The organism is Enhygromyxa salina (assembly GCF_000737335.2).
Classification (GTDB): domain Bacteria; phylum Myxococcota_A; class Polyangia; order Nannocystales; family Nannocystaceae; genus Plesiocystis; species Plesiocystis salina_C.
Genome location: NZ_JMCC02000060.1, coordinates 1 through 26903, shown reverse-complemented (window position 1 = coordinate 26903; position 26903 = coordinate 1). Strand labels below are relative to the sequence as shown.

At 69.5% G+C, this 26903-nt stretch carries 13 protein-coding genes and 1 pseudogene; 4 read left to right on the top strand and 10 right to left on the bottom strand.

The window, feature by feature from the left end; genetic code table 11:
• Window positions 1-48 precede the first annotated feature (48 nt).
• The 3 genes from gcvH to DB30_RS22365 all read left to right on the top strand — a co-directional run bounded on the left by gcvH (window position 49) and on the right by DB30_RS22365 (window position 2576).
• Window positions 49-429, top strand: coding sequence for a glycine cleavage system protein GcvH (gcvH, locus tag DB30_RS22375; RefSeq protein ID WP_052552329.1), 381 nt, complete (start codon window positions 49-51; stop codon window positions 427-429).
• Window positions 430-581: 152 nt separating this feature from the next.
• The gene (locus DB30_RS22370) at window positions 582-1736 is read left to right on the top strand and encodes an aminotransferase class V-fold PLP-dependent enzyme (protein ID WP_052552328.1); all 1155 of its coding nucleotides are present in this window, start codon (window positions 582-584) and stop codon (window positions 1734-1736) included.
• Between the two features lie 21 nt (window positions 1737-1757).
• Window positions 1758-2576, top strand: a complete 819-nt coding sequence (locus DB30_RS22365; protein ID WP_052552326.1) for a hypothetical protein — start codon at window positions 1758-1760, stop codon at window positions 2574-2576.
• A gap of 83 nt (window positions 2577-2659) precedes the next feature.
• On the opposite strand, the gene DB30_RS22360 is transcribed toward DB30_RS22365, so the two are convergent.
• From DB30_RS22360 to DB30_RS22345, 4 genes are all read right to left on the bottom strand, one after another.
• A complete protein-coding gene (locus DB30_RS22360; protein ID WP_052552324.1) occupies window positions 2660-3700 on the bottom strand; it encodes a fatty acid desaturase family protein in 1041 nt (346 codons plus the stop codon).
• A gap of 125 nt (window positions 3701-3825) precedes the next feature.
• Entirely contained in the window at window positions 3826-9504 is a 5679-nt protein-coding gene (locus DB30_RS22355; RefSeq protein WP_052552322.1) for an AAA family ATPase, read from the bottom strand.
• 154 nt (window positions 9505-9658) lie between these two features.
• On the bottom strand, window positions 9659-15319 hold the full coding sequence (locus DB30_RS22350) for an ATP-binding protein (protein WP_146660106.1): 5661 nt from the start codon (window positions 15317-15319) through the stop codon (window positions 9659-9661).
• A gap of 127 nt (window positions 15320-15446) precedes the next feature.
• Window positions 15447-16922: a hypothetical protein gene (locus DB30_RS22345; RefSeq protein ID WP_146660104.1), complete on the bottom strand. Its 1476-nt coding sequence runs from the start codon at window positions 16920-16922 to the stop codon at window positions 15447-15449.
• Window positions 16923-17057: 135 nt separating this feature from the next.
• Between DB30_RS22345 and DB30_RS22340 the strand changes: the two genes are divergently transcribed.
• The gene (locus DB30_RS22340) at window positions 17058-19190 is read left to right on the top strand and encodes a tetratricopeptide repeat protein (protein ID WP_052552317.1); all 2133 of its coding nucleotides are present in this window, start codon (window positions 17058-17060) and stop codon (window positions 19188-19190) included.
• A 114-nt stretch (window positions 19191-19304) separates the two neighbouring features.
• Here DB30_RS22340 and DB30_RS22335 read toward each other — a convergent pair whose 3' ends face one another.
• The 6 genes and pseudogenes from DB30_RS22335 to DB30_RS22310 form a co-directional block, all read right to left on the bottom strand.
• Window positions 19305-21692 carry a rhomboid family intramembrane serine protease gene (locus tag DB30_RS22335; protein WP_052552315.1) on the bottom strand — a complete coding sequence of 796 codons (2388 nt, stop codon included), beginning with the start codon at window positions 21690-21692 and terminating at the stop codon, window positions 19305-19307.
• A 9-nt stretch (window positions 21693-21701) separates the two neighbouring features.
• Window positions 21702-22682 carry an acetyl-CoA carboxylase carboxyltransferase subunit alpha gene (locus DB30_RS22330; RefSeq protein WP_052552313.1) on the bottom strand — a complete coding sequence of 327 codons (981 nt, stop codon included), beginning with the start codon at window positions 22680-22682 and terminating at the stop codon, window positions 21702-21704.
• The gene (miaA, locus tag DB30_RS22325; protein WP_165703895.1) at window positions 22679-23680 is read right to left on the bottom strand and encodes a tRNA (adenosine(37)-N6)-dimethylallyltransferase MiaA; all 1002 of its coding nucleotides are present in this window, start codon (window positions 23678-23680) and stop codon (window positions 22679-22681) included. Before miaA ends, DB30_RS22330 begins: the two co-directional genes overlap by 4 nt.
• Window positions 23677-25746, bottom strand: a complete 2070-nt coding sequence (gene mutL / locus DB30_RS22320) for a DNA mismatch repair endonuclease MutL (protein WP_052552309.1) — start codon at window positions 25744-25746, stop codon at window positions 23677-23679. The genes miaA and mutL overlap by 4 nt, the downstream gene beginning before the upstream one ends.
• 155 nt (window positions 25747-25901) lie before the next feature.
• Entirely contained in the window at window positions 25902-26282 is a 381-nt protein-coding gene (locus tag DB30_RS22315) for a hypothetical protein (RefSeq protein ID WP_052552307.1), read from the bottom strand.
• Window positions 26282-26903: pseudogene (locus tag DB30_RS22310) on the bottom strand (hypothetical protein); the annotation flags it as partial. The gene DB30_RS22315 and the pseudogene DB30_RS22310, both read right to left, overlap by 1 nt.

Genomic DNA, 26903 nt, shown 5'->3' with positions numbered 1-26903 from the left:
CACTCTTACTCTCTTCATTCACTCGATTCACCCCCTGCGAGACACCACATGAGCGAACTGCCCGAGAACCTCCGATACACCAAAGACCACGAGTGGGCCCGGCGCAACGACGACGGAACGATCACGGTTGGCATCACCGCCCACGCCGTTGGCCAGCTCGGCGACATCACCGCGGTCAGCTTGCCCGAGGTCGGCGAAGCCCTCGAGGCCGGCGAGCGCTTCGGCGACATCGACTCGGTCAAGGCCGTGTCTGATCTCTACGCCCCGATCACCGGCGAGGTCGTCGAGGTCAACACCGCCCTGGACAGCGAGCCAGAGGTCATCAACGCCGAGCCCTACACCAGCGGGTGGATGATCCGCATCCGGCCGGCCGACGGGGTCGACCTTGGCGAGATGCTCGACGCCGAAGCGTACCGGCTGTTGCTTTGACCCCCACAGCCACCTTCGCACTTCGCCGACTGCAGCCGCTTGCGCGTCTTGTCGCTTCGCTCCTCGGGGCCGTTTGTGCGCGGGGGCATCATTGGCCCCCTTCAAGGGGGCTTTCATCGTGCTTCGCTACCGCTTCGCATCGGTGACCCGTCATGATTGAACCTCAGATCGATCCCGCGCTCGAGCGCTACCGCGAGGACTACCCGATCCTCGCGGATAGCACGTACATGAACAGCAACAGCATGGGCGCGATGCATCGGGGCACCGCCGAGGCCCTGCGCGAGTACACCCAGGTGTGGGCGCGCGAGGGCGTCGAGGCTTGGGATCACTGGCCCACGTTCATCACCGAGACCGCCGACATGGCGGCGCGCTTCTTCAACGGCGGGGTTGGCAACACCACGCTCGGTGAGAACGTGGCGACCTTGCAGGCGCGGATCGCCAGCTCGCTGGACTACGCGAGCCGGCCCAAGGTCGTGATCGAGCAGCTGATGTTCCCCAACGTGATCTACGTGTGGGAGCGCTTCGCTCGGTTGGGGGTCGAGCTCGAGCTGGTGCCAAGCGATGATGGGGTGACGATCTCGACCGAGCGGATGCTCGAGGCGATCGACGAGCGGACCCGCATCGTGTCGATCTCGCACGCGGTCTATGTCTCGGGCGCGCTGCTCGATGTCGCCGCGATCTGCAAGCGGGCCCACGAGGTCGGGGCGCTGGTGATGTGCGACGTGTACCAGACCGCCGGGGTCGTGCCGATCGACGTGCAAGCGTGGGATCTGGACATCCTCGTTGGCGGCAGCCACAAGTGGCTGTGCGGCGGGCCGGGTACTTGTTTCTTGTGGGTGCGGCCGGGTCTGCGCGAGCAGCTCGAGCCCATGACGACCGGCTGGATGGCCCACGCGGCGCCCTTCGACATGGCCCCTGCCCCGATCGAGCTGGCCAAAGACAGCTGGCGCCTGGTCGCAGGTACGCCCTCGGTTCCGGCCTACTACGTGGCTCGCAACGCCTACCAAAACCTGCTCGAGATCGGCATGGATCGCATCCGGGCCCACAACTTGGCGCTGTCTCGGATCATCATCAACCGCGCGCTCGAGGCCGGGCTCACGGTCCGCTCGCCGGTCGACGACGCGGCCCGCACGGGCTTCGTCGCGGTTGACTTCCCGACCAGCGAGGCCGCGAGCAAGGTGTTGATCAGCGAGCGCTACAAGCACGACTGGCGGCCCAACTGCGGGCTGCGGATCGGGCCGCATTTTTACAGCACCCAGGCCGAGGTCGAGCGCATGATGACACGCGTGATCGAGCTGGCCCGCTGATGCCCCGCTGATGCCCCGCTGATGTTCATCGTCGCGATTACCCGCTGGGGGGCCGGGTTCGATCAACAGCTGGCGGAGCTCGCCCGCATGCTCGACATGTTCCCCTACGATCTGCGGGCCCGCGTCGCGGGTCCGCTGCCGGTGATCGTCGCGCGGATCCCCGAGCGCGAGCGGGCCAAGGCGCTCATGGACACCCTGCGCGAGTGGGGCCACGGCGTGGTCGGCTGCGACGCGCGCACGGTCCCAGGCGCGGCGGACATGCACCAGCCGCGCGAGTTCAGCTTCGAGGGCGAGGCCCTTCACACCGAAGACCACGCCCACCAGCGCGCGACATCCCACCTCAGCGAGGCCTACGCGCTGGTCCACGCCATGGTCCTCGCCGACCACCAGAGCACCAAAGAGCAGACCCGCAAGAGCTTCAGCGCCGCCCGGGCCGTGCTCACCGGCGGCATGGTCATGACCCGCAAGTCCACCACGACCACGCACAGCACCACCTCGGAGTCCGAGGAGCGCATCTATTTGTTCAGGCGAAGCGGGTCCCGGCTCGGCGATCCAATCTTGTTCTGCCAGCACCAGCTGCGCTACACGGGGCTCGGCGCGGCCATGGGCCACTCCAGCCACGAGAGCTTCGCGGCCCTCACGACCCAGCTGCGGGCCTGGGCGCCGCGCGCCTACTACGACGATCAGCTGCGCCAAACGAGGCGCAAGACCACGTTCGAGGCGGCGACCACCGCGTCCTCCAAAGGCACCGCGGTCAGCAGCGTGACCAGCTCGAACGCCTCGGGGGTCGACCTCGCGGCCTACCTGATCGTGATGGCCCACTCGCGCGGGCAGCTCTGAGCTGGCCAGCGCCCAGCTCTGAGCTGGCCAGCGCCCAGCTCTGAACCGGCCAGCGCCCAGCTCTGAACCAACCGGGCCCGGAGCTATCCGGGGATCGGCCGCAGCCGCGTGCGCATGAACTCGATCCGCTCCTCGATGCTGCGCGCGGGCGCCCCAGGCAGCTCGACCATCGCCTTGGCCAGCGTGCGATAGGCCCCGACCATCAGCAGCGCCCACACCAAGAAGAAGTCCAGCCCGCGAAACACGATCGCGTCGTGCTCGCCGTAGACCGCCTTGTTGTCCTGGAACTCGCCCGGGTAGTCGCTCCAGTGACAGCGCGCCTTGACGTGGTGGTAGATGTGATAGCCGTCGTTGAAGCAGCGCCGGTTGTAGCGCGAGTCAATGCAGGTGATCGAGTTGCGGTACGGATCCTCGGGGTGCGCAGCGTCCACGAACGCGTGCTGGGCCCAGTTGCCGGCCATCATGAGCACGCGAACCATCAGCACCGGAAACGCGAACACGACCAGGGTCGCGCGCCAGTCAACGAACACGGCGAGCAAGGTCACCACCGTCCAAAACACCAGCTCGCCGCCCACGGCCTTGTAGGCCATCTTGGCCTGGCCGCGGCGCACGAAGTAGAGCGACAGCTCGAAGATGATCAGGAAGAAGAACCGAAAGAAGTAGCGCAGCCAGTGCCCAAACCGGTCCCGCTGAAACCGCATCGTCGAGCTCAGATCGTCATGCAGGTTGTTCTCGGGGTGGTGCATGCCCATGTGGTGGCAAAAATAGGTCTGCGGCGTCTCGCCAAAGAAGGGGCCGAGCACCAGCGGGATCACATGGTTGAGCCAGCCGTACTGGCGCCGAAACAAGATCCGATGCGAGGTGCAGTGCAGCATCAGGATGAACCGGTCGAGCGTCCACAGCGCCCAGATCAGCAGGTACGCGCCCGCGGCCGCCCAGAACCAATCGCCCTGCAGCACCGTGAGGCTCAGCGGATACAGCGAGAGCCCGAGCAGCGCCGTGACGATGCAGGCCACCATCAAGTGGACGAAGCTCAGGTCGCGCGGGTCGTTGATCAACTTCAGCGCGGCCCGGTCCCACGGGGACGGGCGCTCGTTTAGCGTGGGCGGACCTGGATCGGGCATGGGCCAGCGGAAGCTACCAAACGCAGCGCCGTCAGGTCACGGGCCACCCAGCAAGGCCCCCAATTTCGGCTAGCGAGGCGCTGACCGGAGTTTCTCGCGAATCTTGGCTTCCGCGCATGGCGGCCTCACGAGCTCTGCGGGACCTCTGCGGCCACGGTTGGCAGCTCGAGGTGAAAGCGGGTGCCGACGCCAACCTCGCTCTGGACCCGCAGATCGCCGCCGTGTTCGAGCGCGATCCCGTGGCTCACCGCCAGACCCAGACCCGTGCCCTGATCGCGGCCCTTGGTCGTGAAGAAGGGATCGAAGATCCGCGCGCACACGTCCTCGGGGATCCCGGTGCCGCGGTCGCCAACCGTCAGTCGCAGCCAAGCTCGGCCGTCGCGCTGGAAGGTGCACGCGCTGACCTCGACGAGCTTGTTCTCGTCAAAGCCCGCGTAACGGTCGTTGAGGGCGTCGCGGGCGTTGGCGACCAGGTTCATGACGATCTGCTGGATCTGCTGAGAACGACACGAGACCAAGGGCAAGCCTTCGGGCAGGTCGAGCACCACGCGGACGTAGTCCTTGCGGATCACGGCCTGGATCAGCGAGAGCGTGGACTGGACCAGCTGGATGACGCTGACCGCCTCGCGCTCCTGGTCCCGCTCTTGTCGGGAGAAGGCCAGCAAGTTGCGGACGATCGTTGCGACCCGTTCGGACTCGTGGGTGATCTCGCGCGAGAACTCGCGCACGGTCTCGGGGTCGTCGGCGCGGCCTTGGATGAGCTCGGCGTAGTTGAGGATGCCCTGCACGGGGTTGTTGATCTCGTGGGCCACGCCGCTGGCCAGCGTGCCGAGCGAGTCCAAGCGCTGCTGCTGGCGGATCTGGGCCTCGAGCTCCTTGCGCGCGCTGATGTCGGTCGAGATCGTGAGGTACTTGGTCTGCGCGCCAGCTCCGACCCCCGTCCCCACGCTGACGATCCGGGTCATGTAGTGGCGTCGCGGGTGGCGTTCGGGGGCCACACAGATCTCGAGCTCGCGCGGCGCTCGGTCGGCGACGACGGCGGCGAAGGCCTCGCGCCAGGCCAACTTCGAGGCCGGGTCCATGTAGACGTCGGCGTTGGCGCCGATCAGCTGGTTGGGATCCGCGTCATAGGGCGCGAGGTGGTTGACGAACTCGAGCTGCGCGTGCTCGTCCATCAGCGCGATGACGTCCGGGACCCCATCGACCAACGAGCGCCACTGCGCCTCACTGCGGGCGAGGGCCGCGTACAGCCGCGAGTTGTCCAGCGCGCTGGCGGCCTGGGCCAACAAGATCCGCAGGATCTCGAGGCGTTGGGCGGTGAACGCCCCCGCCGCGAGGCGGTTCTCGAGCACCAGCGCGCCGATCCGCCGGGTCTGCTTGACGATCGGCATGCACAACATCGAGCGGACCCCCGAGCGCAGGACGTAGGCATCGGTCGAGAAGCGCGAGTCGGTGGCGATGTCATCGACCACGACCGCGCCGCCGGTCCGAACCACATACAGCACGACCGACGTGGCCAGCCGCTCGCGAGCGTCGCGCAGCGGCACGGGGTCGTCCATGAACTCGGCGGTCTGTTGCCCGTCGCCCTCGGCGACCATCGCGAATTCACCGTTTCGCTCGAGCATCAGCGCGCCCCGGTCCGCGCCGGCGTGCTCGATCGCGCTGGCGAGCACCCGCGAGATCACCTGCCCGAGCTCGAGGTCTTCACTGATCGCCTGCATGACCTGCATGGTCGCGAGCACGGTCGCAACATCGAGCGACTGCCCCGAGCCGTCGGTTGTGACCGGCCCCAGGAACATCGCGGTGTGGGTCATGCTCGAGCGCTCGAGCGGTGGCAGCTCGTGCGGTGTGAGCCGGCCGTACTCGCGGTCGAGGTGCTCGACGAGCGCCCGCGCGCCCATCCGCTCGTAAGCCTCGCGGGCGCTGCGACGGGCGCCGGACTTGGTCACAGCGAGCCCCTGCCGATCCGCCCACGTCGCCAAGCTCATGCTCGCCAGCGCGGCCACGTAGTGTGCGGCAGACTCGAGCGCGGCGGCGCGTGCCCGCTCGAACAGCCGCAGCGCCGCGTCGCCTTGGCCGCGCAACGCCGCGAGCTCACCGGCGACGATGTCCGCCATCGCTTGATAGTTTTCGGGGCAGACCTTGGCGAAGCGCCGGACCGTTCGCAGCCGCTTGCGGATACCCGCGACCAACCTGCGCCGCTCGCCAGGCTTGGCGGCCGGCCAGCGCCGGGCCGCGAGCACGGCCGCGAGCATGGCGAAGCGCGGCACCACGATGCTCCCAAGCAACACGCGCTCGTAGTTGTGGAGCACCGACTCGGCGAGCGCCCACGCTTTGTCGAGCTCGCCGAACATCATCCGACCCCAGACCTCGGTCGTGATGATCACGTAGCGGGTCAGCGGGCTGATGTCGTCGCTGGCGACCTCGTCGAGACGCATCAAGGACGCGCCCTCGGATCCGATCATGCACGTCACCAAGCGGCGAAACATCTCGGCGAGGATCTGCTGCTCGCGGCCGCCGAAGCTCTCGTCGACGCTGCGCACCCGCGCGTCGATCTCCAGGATCTCGCGCAGGTGGGTGCCGGCCTCGAGGTGGTTGACGAGGCCGACCGAGCCGATCAGGCCGGCGACGTAGCGCTCGCCAACCTCGACCGCCTCGGCGTGCGCGGACTCGACGGGGTCCGCGACCTCGCGAAATGGCCGACACTGCGGCCCCACCATGACCAACGAGTTGGATCGGGCCGAGACGCGCGCGGCCGGGGTGCTCGCGCGCTCGACCGCCAGCTCGACCGCGACGTCGACCATCGCGCGGGCCTCGTCGGCCTTGCCCATGCTCATCAACAGGATCGCAAAGCTGCCAAGCCCGATCCCGGCGGTTGGGTGATAGCCAGCCCGCAACAAGGTCTGCACGTGCGCGCACACGACGATGACCCACAGCTCCTGCCCGGCGATCCAAGCCGGCCCGGTCGCCGCGGCGAGCAGGTGCATGATCGCGATGTCTCGCTCGTCGGTGGCGGCCGGCAGCTCGCGCAAGCGCGTGCGGGTGACGCCCTTGGTCGCTCGCATCGCGCGAACGATAGCGAGGAGCACCAGCGGCTTCGAGGTCGCGCGCGGTAGCTTGCAACCCAGCGCCGCGAGCCCAGACAGCGCCTGCGCGAGGGCCTCGGCCGGGCGCTCGCGCAGCTCGAGGATCCGCACCTGTCGCCCGAGCACCCGGGCGCGCTCGACGATCGACAGATCCCAGCCAAGCAGCCGCTCGAACGCCGACGCTGCCTCATCGGTCAGGCCCCCGATCGCCAACGACTGGGCCTGACCGAACGCGGCGTCAAACGCCTGCACGCGCTCCGGCCCCGTCGATCGGGCCGAGCGCTCGAGGTCGTCGGCGAGCAACTCGACGGCAAGATCGAAGTAGCGGCGCGCGGCGTCCCACGCGGCCGAGTCGAGCGCCCGCTGCCCCGCGCGCAAGTTGAGCCGGACCAGCAGCTGCCGACGCGAGCTTGACAGCCGCTCGACCGGCAACCCGGCGTCGAGGTGGTCGACGATCTCGAACACGCGCTCGCCGAGCTGGTCCTCGCCTGTGTCTTCAGCTCGGGCGAGGGCTTCTCGCCCGCTCACGGACGCGGGCAGCGAACTCTTCGCGAGCAGGTAGTCACCGATCTCCCAGTGCAAGGACCGCCGCGTCTCCACTTCGATCCGGTCCCGCGCGACGGTCCGGATCCCCTCGTGGCTGAACACGTAGTCGGACCCCGATGGGCTCACCAAGCCCTGCTGCTCGAGGTCATGCAGCGCCCCGAGCACGACCTCGCGCCGGGGGTTGCCGCCCGCCTCGAGCAGCGCCGTGTCGAAGCGCGAGCCTGCGCAGGCCGCCAGCGCCAGCAGCTCGCGGGCGTCTGGTTCCAGGCGATCGAGCCTCGCGCGCATGACCTCGACCACGTCGTCGGAGATCCCCGCGGCCGCGATCTCGTCGGCGTCCCATTGCCAGCCCGCGCGGGTCGGCCGCAGCAGCTGCAGCTGCTCGAGGTGCAGCAGGAACTGCCGCACGAACAACGGGTTGCTCGCGGTCTTGCGATCGACCACCTGCGCGAGCGCGGTCATCTCGGCGGCGGGGCGACCCAGCACATCGGCGAGCAGCTGCCCGAGATCGACGGGGTCCAGCGGCTGCAGTTCGATCCGCGTGAGGCGACCAGGCGCGCGGTCCGACTCCCCCACCCCCTCGGCGTCCGAGGTACCAGATTCAGACCCAAGCCCACCCAGCGAGTCGATCACGCGATGCAGCGGGTGGTCCTCGTCAACCTCGTCGCTGCGGTAGGCCCCGACAAACAAGATCGGACTCTCGCCCCCTTCGCGCAGGAGCACGCGCAGCAGCTCGAGGCTCGCGGGATCCGCCCACTGCAGATCGTCGAGCACCAACACCAGCGGCCCGTCCTGGGCGAAGCCCGCGACGAACCGAGCCAGCGCCACGTGCAGGCGGTTGCGAGACTCGCCGAGCTCGAGCTTGGGGACCGGCGGGAGCTCACCGAGCACCAGCGCGAGCTCGGGCACCATCGCTGCGACGACGCCCGCGATTGAACCGAGCGCCTGTTTGAGCGTTCTTCGCCAGCGCCCCAGCTGCTCGTCACTGCGAGTCAGGACCTGCTCGACCAGGCTCGTGAACGCCCGGACGAAGCCGCGGTATGGCACGTCGCGCTGGTGCGCTTCGAATTTCCCGAGCGCCATGTGCACGCCGCTGACACCCACGCGGGCGTCGATCGTGCGCAGCAGCGCGGTCTTGCCCAGGCCCGGCGCGCCGCTGATCAGCACCATCCGCCGCTCGCCGTCCTTGGTGACCGCCGCCAACACCCGCTCGATCGTGGCGCGCTCGTTGGCGCGGCCGTAGAGCTGATGCGGCAGCTGCAAGGTGTTGGGGTGGTCGTGCTCGCCAAGCTCGAAGCGGACCTGAGCGTCGCCGCCGGCCAGCCCCCCGGCCCCCTCCTCGGCCCCCTCCCCGGTCAACAGCGAAGCGAGGCGCTCGAGATCCGCGTGCAACCCACCGGCGGACTGGTAGCGGTGCTCGGGCGCCTTCTCGAGCAGCTTCATGACGATCGCCGACAGCTGGACCGGGATCGTGGCGACCAGCTCGTGGGGCGGCGTTGGCCGCCGCGCGAGGTGGGCGTGGATCAGCTCGAGCGGCTCGTTGGCCTCGAACGGCCGCCGGCCCGTGAGCAGCTCGTAGAAGGTCGCGCCGAGCGAGTACAGGTCGCTACGAAAGTCGACCTCGCGGGTCGTGCGGCCGGTCTGCTCGGGCGAGACATACGGCAGCGTGCCCTCGATGACCTCGGGATCGAACAAGTGCTGCCGCTCGCTCTCGAGCAGCACCGAGATGCCAAAGTCAGCCAAGAACACGTCGCCCGTCCCCGCCTCGACCAACACGTTGCTGGGCTTGATGTCGCGATGGACGATGCGCCGCTCGTGGATCCGACCAAGGGTGGCGACCAGGCTCAGCGCCTTCGGCAAGAACGCGCCGACTTCGATCGGCTTGCCGTCCGAGAATTGGGCAAGGTTCACGCCGTCGACGTAGTCCAACAGCAAGACCAAGCGATCGCCGGCGCGCTCGACCCCAAGCGCCCGCACCACGCCCTCGACGTCGAGCTGCTGCAGCAAGCGGAACTCGTGCTCGACGCGAGCCTCGACGCCGTCGTCACCCAACTCGAACACCTTCGCGACGACGCGCTTGTTGTCACGCTTGCGCACAGCCTCGTAGACATGGGCGCGGGCGGACGCCCGCAACAGGCGGAGCGTCGTGTATGTCTCGGGCGGGACCGACACGGACGTCTACATGAATACACCTACTATTGGCGATTCAGGACCCTCTCGGCTCATCAATGCTCACGTCCACACTCGCGCAAGCTACGCCCAATCGCACTCGCTATTCGTGGGCCGATCGGACTGCGCGACTCTCGGCTGGCGTGCCAGCGTCAGCTCAACTCGACTCGACCGGCAGATCCATGTGAAACACGCTGCCGCTCCCGACCTCGGTCTCGAACCACAGCTCACCGCCGTGATCCCGCACGATCCCGTGGCTGACCGCGAGCCCGAGACCCGTTCCCTGATCCCGGCCCTTGGTTGTGAAGAAGGGGTCGAAGATCCGGGCGCGAACGTGCTCAGGCACCCCGCCGCCGTGATCCGCGACGCTCAAGCGAACCAGGCGTCCATGCTCGGTCTCGACCACGCGCGCCGAGATCGAGATCACGTTGCTGCCCGCGGGCGCGCGCTTGGGATCCGGGTGCAGCGACCTCACGGCGTCGCGCGCGTTGGTGACCAGGTTCATGATCACCTGCTGAATCTGTTGGGGCCGACAGCGCACAGGTGGGAGCCCGGTCGGTGTGTCGACCGCCAGGACAATGCCGTCGCGTGTCACGACCGCGCGAAACAGCGTCAGGGTCGTAGCGACGAGCGCGTCGACCAAGCGCAGCTCTGGCGGCTCTTCTATGTCCTGGCGCGAGAACGCGAGCAGGTTGCGCACGATCGTCGCCACGCGATCGGACTCCATCAGGATCTCCCCGGCAAATTCCTCGACGAGCTTCGGGTCGCTGGCTCGACCCGCGATCAGCTCCGCGTAGTTCATGATGCCCTGGATCGGGTTGTTGATCTCGTGGGCCACCCCGCTGGCCAGCGTGCCGACCGAGTCGAGGCGCTGTTGCTGGCGCAGCTGAGCCTCGAGTGAGAGCCGCTGCGCCTCCGCGCGCTTGCGGGCGCTGATGTCGGTTGCGACGCTCAGCAGCTTGCCGTGGCGGCCGCCAAATTCCACGGGACACAAGCGGATCGAGTACCACCGCGTCTCGCCGTCGGGCAGCTCGACGTCAACCTCGAGGTCTTGTTGTTCGCCGGTCTCGAACGCGCTCGCAACGGCTGCGCGCCAGCGTGGCGCCATGCTGGCGCCCATCATCAAGGCCGCGTCCATCCCGATGAGCGTCGCGGGGTCCGCAGTGAACCCGGCGAGATGGTTGAGGAACTCGACCCGTCCGTGCCGATCGAGCAGCGCGATTATGTCGGGCGCGCCGCTGACCACCGTCTGAAACAGGGCCTGGCTGCGCTCGAGGGCCTCGTGGATGCGCGCGTGACCAAGGGTCGCGCCTGCTTGGCTCACCAACACGCGCAGCGTCGACACGCGCTCGGCGTTGAACACCCCAGGAACCAGCGGGTGCTCGAGCAGCAGCGCGCCAAACTGCCCGCCGGGACCCGAGATCGGCGCGCTCAGCAGCGAGCGCGCGCGCGTCAGTTGGATGTAGGGATCACTGGCGAAGCGCGGATCGGCGGTCGCGTCGTCAATGATGACTGTCGTCCCGGTCCGCATCACGTGCTCGATGACCGCGACCGGGAGCTGCTCGCCCGCGTTGGCGAGGGGCTCGGGATCATCGACGCGGATCAGCGCCGCGCCCTGACTCACGCGCGCGACCTCGACCAGCTGTGTGTCGCGCTCGAGCAACAACACGCCCCGCTCCGCGCCGCTGGTTGCGAGGGCGCTCTCGAGCACGCGCGAGATGACCTCGTCGAGATCGAGGTCCTCACCGATCATGGACAGCATCCCAACCAGCAGATCGGGGTCGACCGTGTCGCGGGTCTCGTTCGGATCGGGCGCGGCCACGCTCGCAGCCGGCAGCGGCTCCAAGTTTGTCAGGGTCACCAGATCCGCGAGCAGCTCGACGTGGCCGCGCTCGAGCTGCGCGACCAACTCCTGGGCTCCCCACCGCCGCGCCCGGGCGATCGCGGTGAGCGTCGCACCGCGAGCGGTCGCCCGGCGCTGGTGAGCCCGCGCGAGGCTCAGCAGTCGCTCGCACGCCAGCGCGTGGATGCAGGCGCTGTCGATGTGTTCGGCGAGTTCGCACACCCGCTCGTAGGCCGCGAACACACGGTCGAGATCCCACGCGCCACCCGCAGACCCAAGCGCCCGCGCATGCTCGGCCTCGACCAGCTCGGCGCAGGCGGCCAGCTTGGTCCAGCCCTGGGTTGCGAACGTCGCAGCGCGCGCGCGCGCGTGCTCGAGCTGGGCGCGCGCCCGCTGGGCCCCCGACTCGCCAGCGCGCTCACCAGGGCGCTCTCCAGGGCTCAGGTGCTCGCACGCCATGATCGCCGTCATCGCCACACCCAGGCCAAGCGTCCATGGCCGGCCAGCCGCGAGATCGAGCGCGTCGACGAACCAGCTCGCGCTCGCGCGCGCGGCGTCCCGATCACCGAGCAGCCACTGGACGACCGACTGACGGATCCAGATCTCAGCGCGCGTGGCTGGCGTGGCCTGAGCGAGGTCAGCCGCCGCGAGCCAGCGCGTGCTTCCGTCCGGCTCGGCTGGCCGCTGCAGTCGCTGGGCCACCCGGCGCCAGGCTTCGAAGCTCAGGCGCGAGTCGATCGCGCCGCGTGGATCCAGCCGCGCCGTCCACCGCTGCCCTCGCGCGATCAACTCTGACACCCCGGCCAGCTCGACCGCGCCGATGAACGAGAACGCGACGCCACCGCGAGCCGTGAACGCCGCGAGCTCGAGCGCGCCGTGCTCGACCGTCTCGCGCAGCAGCGATGGCTTCCGCGCGCGGGTCTGGCGAGCCGGTCGAGTCAGCGGCCACACACGTAGCAGGGCCACGCTCTCGGCCCAGAGCCGCAGCTCGACCTCGGTCTGTCCCCGCGCGCACAGCGAGACCGCGCCGTCGCAGATCTGCGCGCCGAGCTCGGCCTCGCCCAGCTCGGCCGCCAAGACCAGGCCGAACGCCGCCAGCGCGGCAGGGGCCGTGCGATGAGAGCCATGGATCGCGACCAGCTCGGCGTGGACACAAGCGAGGCGCGCGAACGATCCGAAGTCGCTGTCTATCAGCGCCCGCTCGAGCGCGGCCAAGATCGACATCGCCGCGTCGACGTCCGCGTTGGCGAGCTCGGGACCCTCGGCCAGCGCCGCGAGCCAATCTTGGTGCGAGGGCCACTGCGCGGTCAGGCGCGCGCGGACCCGCGACGCGACGGTCGCCAGGTCCGGTTCAGCGTCGCTCGCCACGTCGCTCGCCACGTCGCTCGCTAAGTTGCAGCGCGCCAGACCACCCAAGCCGAGCGCGAGCGCCTCGTCGCTGCGGCCCCGCGAGACCAGCGATCGGATCGCCGCGACGACGACCCGACCCGCGAGCGGCATCGGCAGCGCCCGCGCGAGCAGCTGCTCGAACGCCGCGTCCGCTTCAGCGTCGCGCCCACACCACGCCAGCACCGAGGCGCGGGTAAGATCCAGCTCGGCCGCGCGCGTGCTGTGTTCATTGACGCCAGCGGGCCCGACGGTGGCCGCGAACTCGAGGTAGGCGCGAGCTGTGTCGCGCGCCCCAACCAGCACGGCGCGCTCGCTCGCGACCGCGCAACACTCGACCAGCTCGGCGCGTCGCGGGTGTTCGAGGGTCGCCCCGCCCCCGGCGGGCAGCATGTTGAACAAGTGATGCGCGAGCGCGAACGCGTGGCCGCCAAGCGCCGCGATCGGTCCGTGGCGGGCGAGCAGCCGCTCGGCGCTGCTCGCGTGCACGGCTGCGCGCGGCCCGGGGGCCAGCCACGTCCGCGCCTGCGCCCGCAGCTGCGGGTCACCAAATTGCATGTGGGATCCGCACCGGACCAGCACGCGTCGCCGCTCGAGTTCGTGCAGCGTAGCAGCGAGCGCCGCGTGGCTCAGTTCGCACACACCGGTGAGCGCGCCCGGGGAAAATCGCGGGCCCAGGCAGGCCGCGCCAGCCAGCAACCGTCGCTCGTGCTCGTCACCAAGCTCGACCCGCTCGGGCGCGGCCTCTCGCTTCGCGAGCGCGTCGCCCGTCCACTCCCACCCGTTGTCCGCTTGGTACAGCAGCCCACGCTCGACCAGCTCGGCCAGATAGCTTCGCACCGCGCCAGGGACGCTGTCCGTGTGCGCTTCAACGAGGTCGACGAGATTGTCGCGAATGACGAGGTCCGCAAACTCTCCGCCGAGTAGCTCGCCGACCAGCTGGGCGAGCGTCGCACGCCGAAGTCGCTCGAGCGGCAGCAGACCTGGCCCCTGGCCAAGCTCTGCCATCAACCTGCCCAGCGGCGCGTTGGCCTCGAGCGCGACGTTGGTACACGCGACCACGATCAGCAGCGGCGTCTGGTTCTCGTCGAACAACAGCGCGCGCAGCAGCTCGACGCTGCGCGCGTCCGCCCACTGCAGATCATCGAGGACCAACACCGGCGTCCCGAGCCGCTCGAGCGCCACGAACAAGCGGCACAGCGCCAGCTCCAGCGCGTGTCCGGCGAGTCCAGCGTCTAGCAGCCCGGTCGCGGTGATCGCCGGTTGGGTGACGGGTCCCACGATCCGCTCGAACGCGGGCACCAGCGCGGTCAGCACTGGCAACAGTGAGCCAAGCTGCGCGACGAGGTGCTCGCGCCAGCTGACGCCCCCGTGATGGGGCGCGATCGCGATCCGCTCGACCACCCCGACCAGCGCGTCCACCAGCCCGCTCAACCCATCCAGCCCATTCAGCCCATCCAGCTGGTCGGGCGCCCGATAGCGACCAAACGCGAAGCTCCCCGCCGCGCCCACGACGACGGGCTCGAGCGCCTCGAGCAGCGCCGACTTGCCCATTCCATGCGGTCCGTGAACGACCATCAGCCGTCGATCTCGACGGTCGCGCACGCGGCCAAGCTCGAGCGCGAGCGTGCGCACGTTGACCTCGCTGCCGTAGAGCTTGGTGCTGGCCGTCAGACCCGTCGCGCGCTCCGGCCCCCCGAGCTCGAACCACGGATCGGCGTCTCCGCTGGCCCGCGCTTCGGCGAAGCGCTGGAGGTCGGCGAGCAGCCCGCTCGCGGTCTGGTAGCGCCGCGCGGGATCCTTCTCGAGCAGCTTCGCGACCAGCTCGCCGAGCACCCGGGGCAACCCAGCGACCCGGCCATGCAGCGGGCGCGGGACCGTTGCGATCTGCGCGTCGATCAGCGCCGCGACCGAGCTCGCTGGAAACGGGAGCGCGCCCGTCAGCATCTGATAGAAGATCGCGCCCAGCGAGTAGAGATCGCTGCGGGCGTCGACCGCTCGGCCCACCGCGCTGACCTGCTCCGGTGCGACGCACGCGAGCGCGTCGCTGGCCAGGGCCGGGTCGTCGAGATCGCAGCGCTCGCGCTCGAGCAACGCGGCCACGCCAACGTCGACTAGATACACCCGCCCGCTGCCCTCATCGAAGTACACGCTGCTCGGCTTGATGTCGCGATGCAGCAAGCCTGCCGCGTGGAGCTTCATGAGGATCTGCGTGAGCCCCAGCGCGATCGTGCAGAACAGCTCGGTGCCGACCCCTCCGCTCGCGCACAGACTCGCCAGGCTCCGTCCCGGCGCGCCTCCACGCACGACCACCAGCATCTCGCCCACGCGCTCGACAGCTGCAGGCGGCACGAGCCCCTCGACCTCGACCGCGCCAATCAGCTGTAGCTGATGCAAGACGCACGCTTCGAACAGCTCGTCGTGTTCGTCGCCAGCCCAGTAGACGTTGGCCAGCACGCGCCGCGAACCTGGGTCATCGCACGCCAGCTCGTGGACCTGCACGCCAGCGGACGAGCGCAGCACCCCCACGCTCGAGTATCCGGCAAGGCTCAGCTGCGCCAGCTCAGGCCGGTGTGTGGCGGGCGGCATGCCTGGACCTCGGTGTACCACGTGATCAGCTCAATCGTGCGGGTGAGATTCATGGCGCCGGCGGGGATGCGGGTGCATGCGCGATCGCTTCTCGAGCTCGGGCGACGCTCGAGCCCGCGTGCTGCGATCATTCGAGCGCGGCGGCTTGGATGTAAGTAGCGATATCGCCCGCACCGCGCACGACCGGCGCAGGTGCGGGCTCGAGCTCGTCGATGCGCGAGAGCACCCCCTCCCGAGACAGGACGAACAGACTGCGAGGACGGCCCGACGCCACGACCCCATCGACCTCGTCGGTTGCGACCGACTCCACGCTGTACAGCAGCAGGTCGCCGCTGTCATCGAGCGCTAGCGGTGACATCGGAACCCCGATGTAGCGCTCGAGCCCGTCAGCCGACACGCGCACGACCGCGCTGGTGTTCGCCTGGGCTTCGCCCCCCGCCGCGCCGCCAGCTTCGCCTGACGCTTCGTTGCAGCTCCAGCTCGCCCAATCGCCACGTGGGGACACGACCGGCTCGGCCCCCTGCGGCTCGGGGCAGTCGGTGGTCTCGAGGTTCAGCACCGTCGTTGCTTGCGCGTCGACGCGGTACATCGAGCCCGTCACCGCCAGCAACACCAGCGCGCGGCCACGATCGACGGGCGACCAGATCAGCGGCGGCTTGGCGAACACAGGGGTGCTCTCGACGATCCCAGCCGCGCGATCCCAGCGATACAGCTGCCCGGCCCCCAGCCACACGCTGACCGCACGATCGATCACGTGCAGCAGGCGCAGGTTGCCGCTGCTGGCCGCGCTCGCGAGCGGATCGGGCAGCTCCAGCGGCCCGGCCTGGTGCGGTGCACGACGATCGAAGATCGACCACCCGCCCGAGTGGGTCCCGGCGATGATCGCCAGCTCGCCGGACGGCTCGAGCCCGATCGACGTGAAGCAGTCCGTGGCAGTCTGGCAGCGGCGCGACTCCGCCGGCTGGTTCGGCAACCACAGCGCGTGGGTGCTTGCCTCGAGCTCGAGCTGGTCGATCGGGTTGTCCGCGTCGCCGTAGCGAAAGTAGCTCGCGCTGCCGTCGGCCTGCTTGACCAACAACCTGGGCGCGTCGAGGCTGCCGACCGCCCAGGCTGCGCCAACCGCCGACACCGGGAGCATGCTGCCGTCCTCGCGGCGCTGCAGCGGGACCCCGGGCGCGAGCGGGACCACGCTCAACGACGCGTCGCTTGGCTCGAGCCACCACAGCGCGTCACCGCGGGCCGCGAAGTGGACCGGGCCATCGCCGTCGGGTGTCGACGGCGGCAACAACAAGGGCAGGCGCCGGCCGTCGTCGAGGTCGAACCATGTGCCCGCGCGGGCCCCGGCACGAACCATGACCCCGCGCCCCCGCGGCCCGAGCTGCATCCGCTCATGAGGATCGGTCGCGCCGAGCACGTCGAAGGCGTAGCGGTGCCCGCGATCATAGACGTGGATCGAGCGAGTCCCGTCCGCCCCAAGGCCGTCGATCCACACCGCCCGCGCGACCACGGGCTCGGCACCGCAGCCCAGCGCGCCCAGTCCGATCGCGCTGAGCAGCGCCAAGCCCAGCCCCAACCATGATCCGCGGATCGCGTGAGAACCCACGCGACCGGCTCGCGTCACGATCTCCCGCGTGCCTGGGCGCCTCACACGAGCCACGATATCACCGGCGAATTCGCAATCAAACGAGTCCGGGCCAGGCTTGCGTCGCTGCGGCCGTTCGTGCAGGCTCGTGCGCCCATGGCCGCCGAGGACGACAACAGCACCACCGACACCGACGACGAAGCGGCGATCGAAGAACAGAGCGCCGATGCCATCGAGTCGGCCCAGGCCGCCCAAATGGCCGCGATGCAGAAGGCCGCCGGGGAGATCGAGCTCGTCGTGCTTCCGCTTTCGTGCACCAACGAGGGCAAGGGCGCCCCGCTCTCGATGGGCGTCCAGCGCTGGCTGGCCCAAGAGCTCGCGCGCACGGGCCTCAAGGCCGCCGCGCCGGTGTTCACCGCGATCGCCGAGCAGCAAGGTCGCAAGGTGCCAGCCCTGCTGATCTACCGCGACGCGTGGAGTGACCAGCGCGCGCTGCAGGGCGCCGTCCGGTTCGCCAACGCGCGCCGGTTGATCGCCGCCAACTTCAGCGTCGCGGAGGACAAGCTGGCCCTCGACATGCGGCTGGCGGACATCCACCTCGACGATCCCGATCAGACCGGCGCGGCCGCGGCCAAAGACGACAGCAAGCCGGAGCCCGAAGCGGGCGAAGAAGCAGGCGCCGAGGGCGAGGGCGAGGGCGAGGGCGAGGGCGAGGGCGAGGAGGAGAAGGTCGCCGGTCGGCTCGAGACCGTCGCCAGCTGGTCGACCGAGACCACCGCCGACTCGCTCGGCGAGAAGCTGTTCGAGGCGCTCGTGGAGATGGCCAAGCAGAGCGGCCAAGAGGTCGCGCACGAAGGCTGGGAGCAGGCCTTCGGCACCTCCGACAAGCAGGCGATGCTCAGCTTCCTCGTGGGGCTTGGCAACCTCTCGGCGCTGCAGGGCCGCACGGTCCCGGCCACCGCGGATCAGCTGCTCAACCCGCTGATGGACGCGATCAACCGCGATCCCAAGATGGACGGCGCGATGGAGGCTCTCCACGCCATGACCGACATCTTGCTCGCGCTGCAGAGCGGCGATCGTTCGGCCCAGCCGCTGTGCCTGCAGGCCCTGTCGATCGCGGCCCAGCGTCGCAAAGAAGATCCCGAGGCGTGGCACCACCTCGCCGTGGTCGCGCGTCGGCTCGGGGATCTGCCAACCGCCGTCAACGGCTTCAACCAGGCGTTCAACCTGCTGCCAACCAGCGTGCAGATCGCCGTGGACTTCATCCAGACCCTGCGCCGGGCCGGCGACGCCGAGAACGCGCTGAAGGTCGCGCAGCACGCCGTCGAGCAGGGCAACGAGGCCCCGCCGATCCTCGCGCTGCTTGGCAGCCTGCTGATCGAGATCGACGACTTCGACTCGGCCGAGCCGTTCCTGCGCCGGGCCGTCGACGAGGGCCAGATCGCCAGCGCCTACGGGGATCTGGCCAACGTGCTGTGGGATCGCTCGGACGACGACACCCCCGAGCAAGGCGAAGATCGCGAAGAGGCGCTCGGCCTGCTCACGACCGCGGTCGGCCTGCGCCACGTGGCCAAGTCCACCCTGGACATGCTCTTGGACCTCGCCACGGACGAGGCCCACGAGGACGCCGAGAAGCTGCTGCGCCAGGCCGGTGAGAAGCACGGCGAGAACCCGGCGGTGCTGACCTCGCTCGCAACCTTGCTGCTCGAGAGCGAGGAGCCCGAGCAGGCCCGCGTGTGGCTCGACAAGCTGCTCGAGCTGCCGCGCCGGTCCCTCGACGACGACGCGTTCGGCCGTCGGGCCGTGCTCGCCCTCGAGATCGACGACTTTGAAGATCGCTACGAAGCCGCGATCGACGGGGTCAACAGCGCCACCGCCAAGCAGCAGAGCGAGGCCGCCGTGTTCCTGCGCGAGGTCATCGCCAAGGATCCCCGCTACTGGCAGCCGCACCTGATGCTCGCGCTCGCCGTCCGCCAGACCGAGGGCGACGCCGCCGCGCTGAGCCACCTGATGAACGCCGTCCGCCTGCGCCCCAACGACGCGCAGATCCGCCAGCTGATCGCCGCGATCATGCGCAAGCAGGGCCGCCCGCGCGAGGCCGTCGAGCACCTGCGTGCCGTCGTCGCCCTCAACCCGCGCGACGTCGACCCGGTCATCAACCTCGCAACCTGCATGCGCGACGCGAACATGTTCGCGGAGGCCCGCCAGATCTGCACGGCGGCGCTGCAGATGATCCCGAACCACCCGCAGTTCAAAGCCGTGCTCGACAGCCTCCCGAAAGAGGCGTGAGCGCGTCGCCCTGCGGGGCCGTTAGCTGACAGTGCCAGTGCCCGCGAGGACACTGGCACTTTTGTTTTCAGCTCGGGCGAGGGCTCGAAGCGCGGGCGAGGGCTCGAACGAGACCTACTCGATCTCGCAGCGCCCGCCATCGAGAGCCGAGCCGGCCTTGGCCTCGCGCATGATCGCCGCGTAGACACGCGGCGCATGCTCGAGCGCGCTGGCGGGACTCGCGACCAGCATCAGCGTCACGCGCTCGTCAGCTCCCGCGCTGACCTGCTTCTCGATCACACGTCCAACCCGCTCACCGTTGCGCCACAGATCCGTCGCCGTCCAGGTGCCGGCCGGCTCCGCGTCGATCAGCTCGACGAACGGCTCTGGCAGCGAGCCGGCGGCCGTGGCCGAGAGCTCCCCAGACAGCCCTTCGACCGCTTGGAACAGCGCCGGCGACTCAGCGTCCGCCGCCCCCGCTTGGCGGTGGACCGCGAGCTGCACCAGCGATCCATCGCGCAGCTCGAGCGTGTCGACCAAGCCACTGACGAGCGGAACTTCGAACGGAAGCTCGGGCGGGTCCGTCACCGGGATCAGGCCCAAGGGCGTGTGAACGACCACGCCGTCGAGCTCGCAGCGCTGCGCCCGATGATCGACGAGGAAGGTCTCGGGATCATCCTGGGCCACGAGCACAGCGCCCGCGACGTTGGCCAGCAAGGTCGCGCCCACGCACGCCCCGAGCGCGCGCGCCACCCACCGCGGCTGATCGAGCGGCAACGCCAGGGTCAGCACACTCGCAAACACGATCGTCACGACCAGGGCGACCGGCGCGAACCCGATCGAGGCCAAGCCAAACCCGCCCGATGTCCCGCCCGATGCACCACCGGACAGCCCTGGCATTCCCGGCAAGTTCGTCAGCAGGTTCGCGACCATCAGCAAGACCAAGGTCACGATCAGGTTCCGGCGCGCGCGAGGTGCCAGCGCCGGGGTCCGGCTCGGCAACAACAGCCACAGCGCCGCCGTCGTGGCGCCGAGCGCCATCAGGTTGCCGCCGGTTGGCGCGATGATCGCGACGCCGTCGAGACCCCGCGCCCACAGCCACGGCAGCGCGAGCACCGAGGCTGCCATCCCAGCGAACGCAGCGACGATCGTGACCATGGCCATTCGCGCCGACCCGAGCATGCGCTCGACGATCTGCCCGGCCAGCCAGATCGCGTAGAGGTCGAACAGCAGGCTGACCAGATCGACGTGGATCCACGCGCTCGTGAACACCCGGCCCCACGCGTTCGGGCTGCCGCGCCACAGATCTTCGGACAGCGCACCGAGCTCGAGCAAGCCAAGCCCGCCGCCGCCGCGGACCAGGTGCACGCCGTAGACCAGGCACAGCGCGAACATCACCGCATAGCTGGCGAGCGGCCGCTGGTGACGCTGCACGGGCGGCGCCAGCGACAACCACCCACGCAGCCGCGCGGCGACCAGATCGACGTAGCCGCTCAGCTCCGGCTCGAGCTCGACGCCGCCCGAGTCGACGAGCTCGCCCGGACTGTTCGTAGACTGGTTCACCGTGGGCAGCGAACTCTCTGACAGCACCCTGCGCGCGCGCTCGAGCAACGAGCGCGCCGCTTCTCGCACTCTTCGATCCCGGGGCCCGGCGAGGGTCTCGACCTTGGTGAGGGTCGCGACCGCGTCGCGCGGCTCACCTGCGCGGGCCTGGGCGATCCCTTTGAACAGCTCGGCGGTCGCAGCGGTGAGGCCCAGGTCCGCGAACCGGGCCCGCGTCACGACCTCGTCGACCGGGTCGACCGCGCCTGCATAAGCCAGGAAGGTCAGCCGCGCTTGGCCAAGTAGCTCGGCGGTGCTGGGATCCGCGCCGACCGGGCCGTCCTCGAGCTCGCGCAGCAACCCGGCCGCGGTCTCGAGCCGCCCCGCCTCGCCGTAGGCGCGCAGCAGCCCCAGCGCCAAGCTTGGGCGCAGGGCCGCGTAGCCAGCGTGAAACCGACGCTCGTAGTGAGCGATCCCCTCGTCCCAGCGCTGGCCGTGAAACAGCATCGACACGATCTGCTCGTGGATGATCGCCGCCTCGACCCCGTCGTCGGCCTGGTCCGCGAGCTGCCGAAAATGGGCCAGCGCCGCGTCGACGCCCGCGCGATCGAGCAGCGCCAAGCCCTCGAGGATCGGCAGCTGCCGGGCCAGGCCCGAGCCCAACATCAAGCTCGCGCGCAGGCTCGCCAGGCGCCCCACCAAGATCAAGTGACCGCGCGCGAATCCCCAGCGCGAGCCGTGCTCGAGCACCCACGGCAGCGCCACGGTCAACACGACCAGCGAGAGCGCGACGACCCCGCAGAACCGACTGGCATCCCCAAATGATCCGCCCATCGCGAGCAGATCGAACACCAACAGCGCGCCGACCAGCAGCGAGTAGCCCCGCCCGATCCCATCGCGGCGTCGCATCAGGCGCACCAGCGTGGCCGCGCACGCGACCGCACCAAGCAACAATAGATGATCAACGAGCTCGAGTTGCACGCGCAGCGCTCAATCGGCCGACGAGGCGGCCCGCGACTCGATGTGGCCGATCTGCCGAAACTTGGTGTAGCGGTCCGCGACCAGCTGTTCGGGGGAGAGCTTGGCGAGCTCGATCAGGTGCTCGTCGAGCGCCTGCTCGAGCGCGGCGGCCGTGACCGTGAGCCCGCGGTGGGCCCCGCCGATCGCCTCGCGGATGATGCCGTCACACACGCCGAAGTTGAGTAAGTCTTCGGCGGTCATGCGCAGCTGCTCGGCGGCGGTCTGCTCGGCCTCGGGGTTCTTCCAGAGGATCGACGCGCAGCCGCGCGGCGAGATCACCGAGTAGACCGCGTGCTGGAGCATCAAGATCCGGTTGGTCAGGCCGATCGCCAGCGCGCCGCCGGATCCCCCTTCGCCGATCACCACCGAGATCGTGGGCACCCGCAGCGCTGCCATGAGCTCGAGGCTGGCCGCGATCGCCTCTGCTTGGCCGCGCTCTTCGGCGCCGATCCCCGGGTACGCGCCAGCCGTGTCGATCAGGCAGATGATCGGCAGCCCAAATTGCTCGGCGAGCCGCATGAGCCGCTGGCACTTGCGGTAGCCCTCTGGCCGCGCCATCCCGAAGTTGCGCAGCACGTTCTCTTTGGTGTTGCGGCCCTTTTGGTGGCCAATGATCATCACCCGACGCCCGCGCAGCCGACCCATGCCAGCGACGATCGCAGGGTCGTCGTTGTAGGCGCGGTCGCCCTTGAGCTCGACGAAGTCCGTGGTGATCTCACCGACGTAGTCGAAGGTGTAGGGCCGGTCGGGGTGCTTGGCCAGCTGCAGCTGCTCCCACGCGGACAGCTGGGCGTAGTGCTCGCGCTGCAGCTGCGAAGCCCGAGCTTCCAGCCGCTCGATCTCCTTGGCCATGTCCTCGTTGCCGCCCGCGAGCAGCAGCTTGAGCTCGCGGATCTTGCCCTCGAGCTCGACGATCGGCTTTTCAAAGTCGAGGACTCGCGTGTTGCTCACGTGGGTCCCCCTTCAAACACAGGATCGCCCGCGAGAAAGGCCGCGACGGAGCCGGCAGGAAACGCATCTGGGTGGTCGATATTGACGATCCGCGCCATCGGGAGGAGGTCTTTGAACTGGTGGCGAAAGTAGGTGCGTTGCCGCCGAGCGTAGTTGCGGGTGGCTCGCTGAATCGCTGACTTGGCTTGCTCGAGCGAGGAGCGACCTTGGATGTGCTCGAGCAGTTCGCGGTAGCCGAGGCTTCGCATCGCCTTGTGGCGAGCATCATAACCGGCCGCAACCAGCTTCTCCACCTCCGCTGGCCAGCCGCGGGTGAGCATCGCCTCGCAGCGACGATCGATCGCCGCGTCGACGGCCGCCACGCCTGGATCGATGACGATCATCAAGAGGTCGATCATGGGCCGCGGCGGATCCTGCCTGCGGACCGCGCTGATCGGTGCTTGGTGGTGTTCGCACAGCCACAGCCCTCGCAGGGCACGAACGACATTGTTGGGGTGGATCCCCGCCGCGGTCTCGGGGTCGCGCGCGATCAGGGCTTTGTGAATGGCGCCGGCTTCGCTAGCTTCGCGCGCCATCCACTGCGATTCGAACTGCACACGTTGGTCCCCGCGATCAGGGTTGCACGCCTCGCTCCCCGCATCATTCGTGTCTGAGTCCGAAGCTCGACCCGAGTAGGTCCAGCCGGCCGCGCGCAGGTACAGCCCGGTGCCCCCACAAATGATCGCGGGTCCGCGCGCGAGCTCGGCCCGCGCGAGCGCACCGTACTCACCCGCCGAGAACACCTGATCGGGATCGACGAGATCGAGCAGGCTATGGGGCACGCGCGCGCGCTCCTCCGCGGTGGGCTTGGCGGCCCCGATGTCGAGGCCGCGATAGACCTGGACCGAGTCGCAGCACAAGATCGGCAGCGCGTGGGTCTGCGCGAACGACAGCGCGAGCGAGCTCTTGCCCGCCGCCGTCGGTCCAACAATTGCGACCGCGCGATCGAGGCCGCTCACCCGAGCAGCTCCGTCGCGGACCATCGCCGCAGGCCCGGCAGTTGATCGAGCGCGGACTGGCCCGCGTGCGAGGGCCGGTCGCGCGCGGGTAGATCCGCGAGCAGATCGGCGAGCCAGCGCTTGGCCACGCGTGGGTTGACGTCGATGCTGCGCGCGCTGGCGTGCTCGGCCACGGCCTCGACAAATCCTTCGCGCTCGGCCTCGGGCACATCCGCGTGGCCACGCATGCGCAGCCACGGCATCAGGCGATCGAGCAGCCGGCCGACCTCCTCTGCGTCGAGCAAGCTGGGCAACACCGCTGGGACCGCGCGCACCAACACGGCGTCGTCGCCGAAGCCCTCGAGCTCGAGGCCCAAGCGAGCGAGCGCCTCGCCAGCCGCGAGCAGCTGCTGGCGGTCGTCGGCCACGCGCGGGACAACAACGGGCTGCAGCAAGCCCTGGGCGGGGGCGCGTCCGTCTTTCGTCGTCGCCGCGAGCTCCGACAGCAGGCGACGGCGGACCAGGTGGGCTCGGATCCGACGCAGATCCGCGACCAGCAGCTCACCGCGAAATTCGAAGAGCGCGACCGCACCCGGGAGGCAGGTCAACAGCCGCGGGCCCTCTTGCTCGGGCCTGGGCTCACTGTCGGGTTCGGGCGCCGCTTCGTCGCTGTGACCCGCGCGATCCAAGCGGCGCTGCGCGAGCGGATCGGCGTGCCCGCCCTCGTCAAACGGCAGCGTCGCGGCCCCGCGCGCGCGATCACGATCGACCGGAGTCAGGCTCGCGCGGAGCCGTTCGACGTCGGATCGAAACTCTTGCTTGTTGGCCCGGTAGTCGCCGCCTGCGGCCCGCGTCCCCAACCGGTAGCCGCCTCCCCCACCCTGATCACGCGCGGCCCCGCCGTCGCGAGCGAGCATGGCTCCGGACAGCCCCTCGCGGCGCGACCATCCGGCCAGGGCCGCCTGGGCGCCGGCTTGGGGCGCGTCGACGCGGGCCCACCCGTGCGCGTGCGCAGCCTCGTCATGGATCGGATCGCCGTCGCTGTCGTCGTCATGGCGCCCCGGCTCGCGCCGCCAGGCCGCCGCGGCGAGTCCCTCGTCGACCAGCTCGCGCACGACCGCGTAGACCAGCTGCGGACTCGAGAACCGGACCTCGGATTTTTGCGGGTGCACGTTCACGTCGACGGTGCCGCGCGGCGGCTCGACGAACAGGCACGCGACCGGGTGGGTCCCCCGCGGCAGCGCGTCGGCGTAGGCCTGCTTGAGCGCCGCGCCCAGGGTCCGCTCGCGAACGACTCGCCGCCGCACGACCACGAAGCTGGCGCTGCGCTGGCGGGTGGCGGCGCTCGGGGGCGCGAACCAACCTTGCACCGTCACGCCCTGCCGCTCGCTCGAGAAGTGCACGAAGGGCCCCGCCCCGCCGCGCCGCTGCAGCACCGCGATCACCCGGCTGGTCTGATCGCCGGCCGCGAACTCCAGCAGCTCGCGGCCGCCGTGACGCACGCGGAACTGCACGCGCGGGTGCACGATCGCCGCGCTGATCACCGCGTCGACGCAGTGCCCGACCTCGGTCGCCTCGCTCCGCAAGAATTTTCGGCGAGCCGGCACGCTGGCGAACAGGTGCCCAACCTCGATCTGGGTCCCGAACGGCATGCCGATCGGCTCGATCCGCGGGGCCGAGTCGGGGGTGGAACGCAGCCGATGACCGACGGCCTGCCCGGCGACGCGACTGCGCAGCTCGACCCGGGCGACCGCGCTGATCGACGCCAGCGCCTCACCGCGAAACCCGAGGGTGTGGATCTCGACCAACTGCGCCGCCGTGCGCAGCTTCGAGGTCGCGTGGCGCCGCAGCGCGAGCGGAAGATCCTCGCGGTGGATCCCGCCGCCATCGTCGATCACGCGGATCAGCTCGCTGCCCCCCGCCTCGAGCTCGACCTCGACCCGGGTCGCGCCAGCGTCGATCGCGTTGTCGACCAGCTCCTTGACGATCGAGCCCGGCCGCTCGACGACCTCGCCCGCCGCGATCTGATCGGCAAGGGAGGCCGGCATCACCGCGATGCGGCCGTCAGCAAGCTGCTCCTCGGGCATCCGGGGCCTTTATAGACCTCCGGCATCAAATTCGCACTTCGTAGGCGGCCGCGTCTCACTCGCGGGCGCTGCTCGTGCGTGACCGGAGCCGGGTCGGCCGTCCGCCGAGGCGCCCGCGAGCGGCCGAGAAGCCCTCGCGCGAGCTGATGAATGTCTCAGTCTGGTTCGGCGCAGCAGCACCTCACGGTGTTGTTGAACAGCCAATCGATTGGCGCTTCGCAGGTGGTGGCGACGGGGCTTCCGACCGAGGGGTCGGCGCAGAGCTCGGTACCTCCGAGGGCGAACACTTGGGTCGCCATGTCGCAGGGCTTGGGGTTGCAGTACTCGGGGTCGGCCGGACATGAGTTCGCCACACACACCAGGCCTTCAGCGGCGCAGACCTCGGCGCAGTTTTGCCAGTCGACGTCATCCGTGACGCAGGGACCCCACTCGGGGGTCGCCGATGGAAGGTCATCATCGTCACCGCCGCTGACTTGGCGGACGCCACAGCCGACCAAGAGCGCAGTGAGCACGACCGGCGCAGCAGACCACCGCATCAGTAGCCCCTCGCGTTGAGGCCGACCGGGTACGCGGCCTTGGGTGTCGGCAGCGGATCCTCGCATGAGAATGTCCTTTCCTCCGGCACGCAGCGCCACACTGGGCTCGGATTGTCGGGTGCGACCGGATCGTACCAGAGGATGTCCGTGCAGCCATCGCCGTCGAAGTCTTCGGCGTACGGAACATAGTCGCCAGCGACCTCCAACGCGCGTACCTCGACAGCCGCGCCCTCGAAGTACCACAACCAGCTCGGTCCACCAGCGATCTCGGCCGCCGGTCGGTACCAGAGGATGTCGTCGTCCGCGTCGCCGTCAAAGTCGCCCACGATCGGGTGGTACTCGCCATCAACCGCAAACAGGTAGTTGATGAACGTGACGCCGACTTGGGTGCTGTCAGACAGCCACAGCCAGTCAGGTGCTGCTCCCGGCGTATACCAGAAGATGTCCGTCCGATTGTCCCCGTCAAAGTTGCCCACGAGCGGTAGATTTTCGGTACCTGGGCCTACGCCCATGTGTGCCACGGACCTTGGACCGGACTTCTCTACGACAGGGCCAGCATCGAACCGCCACGTGTCCGTCGTCGCGGTGCGCGGCTCGAACCAGACAATGTCCGCCGTGTCC

Bases quoted from the DNA above. Each gene is read 5' to 3' on its own strand.
- DB30_RS22340 (WP_052552317.1), top strand. From the start codon at position 17,058: ATGGCCGCCGAGGACGACAACAGCACCACCGACACCGACGACGAAGCG.
- DB30_RS22365 (WP_052552326.1), top strand. From the start codon at position 1,758: ATGTTCATCGTCGCGATTACCCGCTGGGGGGCCGGGTTCGATCAACAG.
- gcvH (WP_052552329.1), top strand. From the start codon at position 49: ATGAGCGAACTGCCCGAGAACCTCCGATACACCAAAGACCACGAGTGG.
- DB30_RS22350 (WP_146660106.1), bottom strand. From the start codon at position 15,319: ATGCCGCCCGCCACACACCGGCCTGAGCTGGCGCAGCTGAGCCTTGCC.
- DB30_RS22370 (WP_052552328.1), top strand. From the start codon at position 582: ATGATTGAACCTCAGATCGATCCCGCGCTCGAGCGCTACCGCGAGGAC.
- DB30_RS22360 (WP_052552324.1), bottom strand. From the start codon at position 3,700: ATGCCCGATCCAGGTCCGCCCACGCTAAACGAGCGCCCGTCCCCGTGG.
- mutL (WP_052552309.1), bottom strand. From the start codon at position 25,746: ATGCCCGAGGAGCAGCTTGCTGACGGCCGCATCGCGGTGATGCCGGCC.
- DB30_RS22315 (WP_052552307.1), bottom strand. From the start codon at position 26,282: ATGCGGTGGTCTGCTGCGCCGGTCGTGCTCACTGCGCTCTTGGTCGGC.